General features: G+C 45.6%; 7 protein-coding genes. All 7 read right to left on the minus strand.

Annotated features, from left to right (window positions below; genetic code table 11):
- Positions 1-1,074: 1,074 nt before the first annotated feature.
- The 7 genes from AB204_RS20140 to AB204_RS20170 all read right to left on the minus strand — a co-directional run bounded on the left by AB204_RS20140 (position 1,075) and on the right by AB204_RS20170 (position 8,204).
- Entirely contained in the window at positions 1,075-1,983 is a 909-nt protein-coding gene (locus AB204_RS20140) for a SphA family protein (protein ID WP_047965165.1), read from the minus strand.
- A gap of 59 nt (positions 1,984-2,042) precedes the next feature.
- Positions 2,043-3,644 (minus strand): phytoene desaturase family protein, encoded by a 1,602-nt coding sequence (locus AB204_RS20145; protein ID WP_047965166.1) that lies wholly within the window; start codon positions 3,642-3,644, stop codon positions 2,043-2,045.
- On the minus strand, positions 3,641-4,441 hold the full coding sequence (locus AB204_RS20150) for a cyclase family protein (protein ID WP_047965167.1): 801 nt from the start codon (positions 4,439-4,441) through the stop codon (positions 3,641-3,643). The genes AB204_RS20145 and AB204_RS20150 overlap by 4 nt, the downstream gene beginning before the upstream one ends.
- 69 nt (positions 4,442-4,510) lie before the next feature.
- A complete protein-coding gene (locus tag AB204_RS20155; RefSeq protein ID WP_152671596.1) occupies positions 4,511-5,059 on the minus strand; it encodes a flavin reductase family protein in 549 nt (182 codons plus the stop codon).
- A gap of 14 nt (positions 5,060-5,073) precedes the next feature.
- Positions 5,074-6,348 carry a styrene monooxygenase/indole monooxygenase family protein gene (locus AB204_RS20160; protein WP_047965168.1) on the minus strand — a complete coding sequence of 425 codons (1,275 nt, stop codon included), beginning with the start codon at positions 6,346-6,348 and terminating at the stop codon, positions 5,074-5,076.
- Between the two features lie 104 nt (positions 6,349-6,452).
- Positions 6,453-7,241, minus strand: coding sequence for an SDR family oxidoreductase (locus tag AB204_RS20165; protein ID WP_047965169.1), 789 nt, complete (start codon positions 7,239-7,241; stop codon positions 6,453-6,455).
- Between the two features lie 384 nt (positions 7,242-7,625).
- The gene (locus AB204_RS20170; RefSeq protein ID WP_047965170.1) at positions 7,626-8,204 is read right to left on the minus strand and encodes an Ail/Lom family outer membrane beta-barrel protein; all 579 of its coding nucleotides are present in this window, start codon (positions 8,202-8,204) and stop codon (positions 7,626-7,628) included.
- Positions 8,205-8,499: the final 295 nt, after the last annotated feature.

An 8,499-nucleotide genomic window follows, 5' to 3' on the forward strand; every position in this document is an offset into this window, starting at 1 on the left:
TCATAGACCGGCTAATAACTGCATACCCCAAAATGGGGTGACAATAATTTCCGGACAGAGGAATAAATGGTTTATTTGATAAACCGGAAGAAGTTATTCCATTTTTTATTAATCGACGCTGAATTACATAACTAAATAGAAATAGATCTATTAATTATATCTACTGGTATGAGCACTAAGTCACTGCTGTATTTTTCCCATTTAGCATTAATATTTGATTTAAATTTAGAGAGTGAATAATGTTTTTAGTCGTTAAACGGAGCAATGTAATCTGATGTGGGTTTTCCTTTAAAAACGTTGTCGGCTTATCCATTTGCTGCTGAATCCAGAGCTTGGCTTGTTCTGCGGTTTCAGATTGCAGGGCTACAGTTACCCTTGCAATATTTCAGCATTCCCCTTCACAAAAAAAATTAATATTTATCAGTAACAATTAATCAACAACCCTCTGTTGCTGGTGGGGTTTTATTCTATATAGGTATTTATTCTTGCTATCTATGCTGCTCAGATTAAGTTCTGCGTTATTTTAAAACTTCATCGTCCCAGAAATAACCATTTTTAGTTACCTATTGTTTCGTCATCATATTATTTACTATTATTATAATATTGATAGCCATTTTCATTTAAGTCTATATTATTTTTTATTATACATAGGTAAGTTTTTTAATTGTTTCTACCCAAAAAACCTTTGTTTCAGCTATTACATAAAATCTTCGATAAATACTTTTTTACCAACCGATCAGATCAATCCCTGGATTTATTTTCTTCAATATTGAAATTGGACGCACATCATTAATGCCAATAATAATCGGCATTCTATTTTTTTATCCAAAACTCACATTTCCTGTTTTAGCGGTAATATTACCTTTACCGTGCTGTGGATTCAGACAGCAATACGCCAGCATGGACAACCAGATTTTCTTTGTTAATGCGACAGAACCCGCAGGCTTCATTTATGATCTGATAATCGTCGCCAAACTCAATATCAGAAACACGAATGAAGCCTTTTTTCTATCTAAAATAGGCAGTTATTGCTTAAGACCCTGTATATGATGCCCCGATAAAAATAAACTCATATTAAAATGGAATCGCCGCTTTTAAGAAAAGTTGCGAACCCGCCGGGCGGTTATTCACTGCAAGGTCTTTTTGCCATTTCAGCGCGACCAGCCAACCTTTATCATTGGCATAACGGATAGAAGGGCCAAAACCAAACGCGCTCGCTTTACCCTGTGCTGAATTTGGCCCGCTGTCGCTGGTGATCTGCTGGAAAACATAACCTCCCAGCCCCACCACCAGCCCGTTGCCGAATCCCCAACCCAACGCATAATCCGCATGGATCGCCTGACCAGAAGTGGTTTTGGTTTCTTTATTGCTGGAGTTGACGTCATACATCACTTTCAAATCGGCATTGATGCCATTAGCAGGAAAATAACTCACCGCCCAGACAGGCCGGATCGTCCAGTAATTTTTTCCCAGGCTGGAAGGATCATTGCGATCATAGTGACCTGTTGGTATGTTGACATCCAACCCAATGACATAGCCTAAATCAGGAGCGGGATGATAACCCAAGGCAGGACCAAAGGTGATATCTCCGATTCCTTTGCTGTTGTCGTGCTTGCCAGCAGCGTCAGTGGTCACATCCAGTAACGGTACGATGGTATGGTAGGCCAGTTGACCGCCCCAAACCTGCCTTCCCGTCACCCAAACCAATCTGGGCGCCAGAATATTCACATTCACTTTGAAACCCGGTACAGGGATCAAATTACCGTGATTTCCCCTAAGCTTGTTATAGTGAATATTGCCACCATAAAACAGCGCATAAGTACCCGGAGGCGGTAAAGCACCAGCCAAATAATTATCCAAGCCATCAGGATAAGTCCCCACACCGCCACCTTCTGCCGCCATTACCGAAGTGCTTATCAGTGATAAAGATAAAGTCAGTGATAAAGCCGCTGCATAAACAAGCTCTTTAAGTTTTATCGCCATATAACGCTCCTCTCTGTAAGAGATGAATCAATAATGAGTAAATTGAGTGGCTAATGTGCTCAACGCCGCGCAAGCCGGCGGGCAACAAGATAGCCGGAAGTCCCGCTTAATCCGGGGCCGGGATGAGTTGAAGCCCCGATGTGAAATACATTACTGACAGGAGTTTGATGCGCCTTTGCGCCTTGTGAAGCAGCAAACGGACGCAGACAGAAAAATTGGTCGGGTGAACAAATACCTGAATAGGGATCGCCACCTACCAAGTTACAGTTCAATGCCTGTAAATCCTGCGGAGAGTAAGATTTACGCCCCACAACGGAGGATGAAAAACCGGGCATCACTGTTTCCAAACGAGCCTGCACGCGATCCGCAACCGCTTCGCGAACGGCTTCATTCCATCTGCCATCGGCGGGAATTGAAACCTCGCCCAAAGCATCGCCTTTCAAGTGTGTCGGCAATTCCTGCATTTGAATCCATAAAATCCAACCGCCGTTTGGAGCACGAGAAGGATCAAGGGCCGTTGGCTGCCCTATGCTCAATGTAGGATGGCTCGGCAGATAACCGTTATTCGCCTGTGCCACGGACAGACAGACCTGTTCCATGCTCTCCGTTAGATGGATAAGTGGCACATGACGCAATTCCTGCTCACACCACGGCGGCGGCGCATTCAAGGCAAAGTGAATCTGCATTCCACCCCGCCCATAACGATAGTTCCGTGCCCGTTGCAGAACAGTTTCAGGCATGTTATCCAACAAATGACCATAAAGCTGTTGGGGGGTCACATTGCAAACCACCGCTTCACTTGCGTGATAAATGTTTCCCTCGGCTATCACGCCAGAGGCATAACTCTTTTTCCCTCTTCTATGGGTGATGATGCGATCAACGTGAGCATGGGTAATAAATTGACCGCCATGTTGCTCAATGATCGCCTTAAGCGCTTCCACAATGCGAATACTGCCGCCTTTCACCACAGGCATGCCTCCCGCAACCACCGCAGCAAAAGTAAGCTTGCCAATCAGGGCAGAGCTGGCATCATCCGGTCCCAACCCCGTATGCAGTACCCACGGCGCAATCAAAGCGCGGCTGAAATCAGACTGTAATTCACGTTCAGCCCAACGCCGGAAAGTTTCCAGCGAGTTGCCGGCAAACTCTGCCAGCCCATCAATGCCACGTTTCCGCCATTCAGAGAACAGCAATTTCAGCATTCCTAAACCATAAGGGTTCTGCCCCAACAGGCCAAAGACCAGCGCTGCATCATCATGGAGGATTTGCTGTGCCATGCGATTTAATGCCGCTCCATCTCCCATCGAAATTTCATCAAGCCGCAAAGCAGCAGCCAGTACATCCCGTTTTAAGGCAATTCCCTTGCCATTCGGTTGTACCAATCCGGTTGAATAATCACTTTGTATGAATTCCAAACCCGCCTTTTCCAAAGCGGGCTTGAGCACTTCATAAGCAGGACTGCTCAAAAACAGCGGATACCAACAAGAGAACACATCGTGGACATAACCGGGGAAAAGTTCTTCTGTGCGAATACAACCCCCCAGTACCGCATTCCGTTCCAGTACCAGGACGGATTTACCCCAGAGTGCCAGCAAGGCCGCACAGACCAGAGAATTGATACCACTGCCAACGATAATCACTTGTGGCTTCGATACTGTCATGACTCCCCTCCGTAAAGGGATTCAACCAGAGCCAGAACACGCAGCGGACTCCCCGAACCTCCTTCAATTTTGAGAGGGGCGGCAATAATGACGGCGCCCGTTGGTGGCAGCAAATCGAGATTTTTCAGGCACTGCAAGCCGTATTTATTTGCCCCGTGCATCAAGGTATGGCAAGGATAAGCCATCGGCCATGCGTAGGATTGACCGGCATCTGTATTGATGGTTTCGACCCCGAACCCCCTGATATCACGCTCATGGATCAACCACTCTACAGCCTCTTGGCTCGGCCCTGGCGTGTGAGCCCCGTCATCGTGCATATTGAGGAAACGAATGGGATCATCTGCCCGCTTAGACCAATCCGTTCTGAACAGTAACCATGTGCCCGCAGGAATACGCCCATACCGCCCTTCCCAAGACTGTAAGAACTCAACCGTCAGTATCCAGTCGGGGTTTTGTGCCACTTGCCTGCTGGCATCCACGACCACCGCTGGCGCGACAAAGTTATGCAAGGGAATGGTATCGACCGTGTTATCGGGATGATCTTTACCACTGATCCAATGTATCGGGGCATCAAAATGCGTTCCTGTATGCTCACCACAACTGAAATTGTTCCAATACCAAGCCGGGCCATTCTCGTCATAGTGAGAAATACGCTCTGACTTGAATGACCAGACCTGCCCGAACTGTTCAGGTAACTGCAAGGCCGGAAAATGAGGCGTCAATGTTTGTGTAAGGTCGATAATATTCACATTCCCCTGATTTAACGCAGTGACAAACGCACTTAATGGACTTTTCATTAATAATGTTCTCCTGAATGTTTTCCCAACAAAAGAATGTTCTGACAAAAAACAACAGATTGATTTTTTTCATATTTCTCGAACATCATGCAGTACAGTAAACATACCGCTATGAAAAACCAGTGGCTTCCCTTCAATGCTGGCAATACGCTTCACGTGACCAATCATCAGCAAATGATCACCCAGATGCGTTTGTTGATGATTGGCACAAACCAAAGTCGCTATCGCTCCCCCAATCGAGGGAACCCCTTCCGGTGTTTCCTGTACGGGAATATCCCGAAATTTGTTTTCAACCCTCGGATTGGCAAAACGCAAAGCCAACTCTTGATGCTCACATCCAAGAATGCTGATCGTGAAATATGCACAATCACGGAAGGCGGGCAGATTGGGGGAGTGATTGACCAGACTCCAGAGTACCAGCGGCGGCTCTAATGAAAGTGAAGCAAATGAGTTGATGGTCAATCCCACATTGCGCCCGTCAGCAGTACGTGTCGCAACAATGGCAACGCCTGTTGGATAATGCCCCAAAAGTGTGCGCAACGCTCTTGCTTCAAATTCAGTTGCCCCCCACTCGGTATCAGGCAACGGTATCTGACTACTCAGGATATTCAAAGTCATGACAAGTTCCCCGCTCAGGCTCTGGTTTTTTCAACCAGCTGTGAATTAAACCGCAGTGAATTAACCCTCTGTGAATGAATGTATTCTTCACAGGCGTGATTGTCTTTCCACCACGGGAACAACACGGGAGGATGATCGAAAGCATTGGCAAGCGTGCTGGCAAGGGCCGGCAATTGTTGGGCGGCTCCCAATAAATGTAAAATATGTGGCTCTGGCGGAATAAGCAGGCTATTTGTCCATTCCACAACATGATGACCATATTTCCAGAACTGTTCGAAGGTGTCGTTCATCCATTCTGCCGTAAAGGGTTTGTCACCGCGGGCAAGAATGGCCTCGTAATATACCTTGCAGGCTTTCGTTGCATTATTGGAGCCTTGTCCGGTCAGCGGATCGTTTGTGACGACCGCATCCCCCAACCCAAAAACCTGACGACCAGAAGGCAATGTTAATACCGGTTTGCGCACCACTGGCGCAAAGCACCCCGCCAGAGTACCATTTTCATCGGTAAGCTCTACCTGCTGACAACGTTCAGCTTCCCACGGCATAAAAGTCTTGAGGATTTGCTTGCTGTAGGCCAGATGCTCTTGTGGCGTTCTGACCTCTCGCCAGCCATCCATTACCCCTCCGGGAATACCTTCAAAAACCATGATGTCACAGGGACCATTCAGCGTCAGGGCAGGAAAAACAAAATACTCTCCCACCCCCGGAACCAGGTTAAAAGAAACACGGGAGTATTCAGGCGTTGGCAGCATGCCATTGACATAAGTCAATGCCAGTGCGCGTTGGGGGACATCAAAAGGAGAACGTGATGCGTCACGCTCCAGTAATTTCACAACGTCTCCCTTTCCTCCCGCCAGAATAACCAGCTCATGGCGGGCAGCCAATTGTTCCAGCTCAATGATCCCCACATCGTTAATTTCCAGATTACCGCCACGGGCAGCGAACTGTTCCATCCAGAATGGCATCTTGATACGTTGATCGACAGCTTGCGCGTGTTTGTCCAGCCGGGCACTCCATCCAATCGCCTTTTCATCAGGAATTTCAGGATGGGGAACAGTAAAACCGATGCCTTCAACGGGCGGGCACTGCGTTTCCCACTGATTCAGTCCTAAATCACGTTCAAATTGTAAAGAGGAATCGAACATACACTGGCTCGACATGACCCGACCATTGCGAATATCATCGGGAGTGCGATTGGTAACAACCGTCACCTGATAGCCCTTGTTCAGCAGACCAAGGGCCAAAGGCAGTCCAGCTTGACCACCTCCTACGATAGCTATACGGCGCATAATATTTTCCTCTTTCATTTTTTTTCGGATTTCGGAACTAAAATTATTTCGTCCCGCTATGCCAATTGTCCGGGACGCCTATTCCGCCCACTTATTCCGCCCACTTATTCCGCCAAGCGTGGAATGGCAGGTTTTGCCTGCTCAGGCCCCATTGCTGAATAGCCGCCATCAACGGCGTAATCCGCCCCTGTCACAAAACTGGCTGAATCAGACAGGAGGAAGGCCACGACTTGAGCGATTTCTTCGGGATCGCCCACACGACCAAGCAAGTGATAATCGGCGGCAACCGCATCGGTTTTCTGGCGATTGCCCTGAGTCAGCTCATCCATGACTCGTGACCACGTCCAACCCGGTGAAACGGAGTTAACACGGATACGATCGGCGGCATAATCCATTGCCATGCTGCGGGTGACTTGTAATAAAGTGGCTTTTGAGGCGGGATATAACCAACGACCAGTCTGGGCAATAGCGGAGGAAATACTGGTGAAATTAACAATGGCTCCACCGCCTGCGGCAATAAGGTAAGGACGCACAAACTGAGCCGCCCTGACAGCGCTGACCACATTGATATTCAAGGCTGTCAGCCATGTTTCACGGTCGGAATTGGCGCCGCTATCCAGATAAGTTGCTGCAAGATTGACGAGATAATCCAGACGGTCGTAATAAGCAACGACTTCATGTACTCCCTGAGAGAGTTGTTTGTCGTCAGTAATATCAACATGCCAGAAACGAATGGATTCGGGTTGGAGGCTGGCGGCGTTTTTCCCGCCTTCCTGATCAATATCAAAAATAGCGACCTTAATCCCATATTCACTCAATAGCTTGGCAACGGCTGTACCTATTTTGGTGGCTCCACCAGTGACAATAGCGACTTTATCGTTTAAGCCCTTCATGAGTGCTCCCCTTTTGCCGTAGATGCCCACCTGCCGATAATCATTACTCTGGGCTTAATGGCTGGCGAATACGTAATACGATATGTAATTAGGGAGTCATCATTACGTGAAATATAAAGGTTCAAGTAGCCGCTATATGCAGAAAAGATCCATTCAGTGCAGATATGTCATGAATATTTTAAAAAGGAGAAATTCAGAAAAAGAGTGAATTTATTATTCGGCAATAGCCAAAGATGGTTTAACAACCCGTCAAGTCAGATATGTTTTTTCTCTAAAAACGCATAGAACATATTAACCACTCCATAAAAATAAGGCGCATTCAATGATATTGAATGCGCCTTGCTTTTGTGTGTGCCTGAATTATTTTTTAGCCAAGCTTGTTAATTAAAACCGATATCCTACACCGATATTAAACCCGTTGATGTTATGACGTTCATCATAATCTTTTATTGATGATCCTTCATAGCCAGCATAAAGGCTGAGGTTTTGAATTGGGTTAACCTCTACGCCGGCACCATAGGCCAGATTGGTCGATTTTCTATTTACCTTCATGCTACTATGAGTTTCTTTTCCATATTCTTTCTTAATTTCATTAACAGATGCATCAACTTTTGAATGTGAAAAGCCCAATAAACCATATACACTCACATAATCATTAATACGATAAGCAGGCCCTGCCATAAATGAATAATATTTCATATCAATATTAGCTTTCCCAGAATAATTCACGCCATTGTAATGACCACCTTCATCACCTTTCATATAAGTCAATGAACCAACAATGCTGACAGGGGAATCCATCTCATAACGGTAGTGAAGGTTCACCCCACGAATATTCTTAAAATTTTGAACCTTACTTTGTGCATAACCTACAGCGACAGTATTCGAGTCCGCATAAGCCAATGAACCACACATAAAACCGGATACGGCTAAAGTTGCAAGCAACGCTTTTTTCATCATCATAACTAATAATTACCCTTCATGTTTATTAACTATTTAAAGTATAGATAGTTTTTGCGGGATGCTTAGGTAAAATGCAATAAATTTGAAAAGATAGAATTATTGACAATGGCGCGTAATCATTACCTATAGAAATTACACCTTCAAAAAACAAGTGAACTTTTGTTTTAAATAGATATCAAATTGATATCTAAACATTTATTTTTGATATTGATCCATTACATTATCTTTTTGTAAATTAGATACAATTTTTCTTCCGGCTTAACAAGTTAACAAATAAGATTTAATATTATCATTC

The sequence above is a fragment of the Xenorhabdus khoisanae genome (genome assembly GCF_001037465.1).
GTDB lineage: Bacteria > Pseudomonadota > Gammaproteobacteria > Enterobacterales > Enterobacteriaceae > Xenorhabdus > Xenorhabdus khoisanae.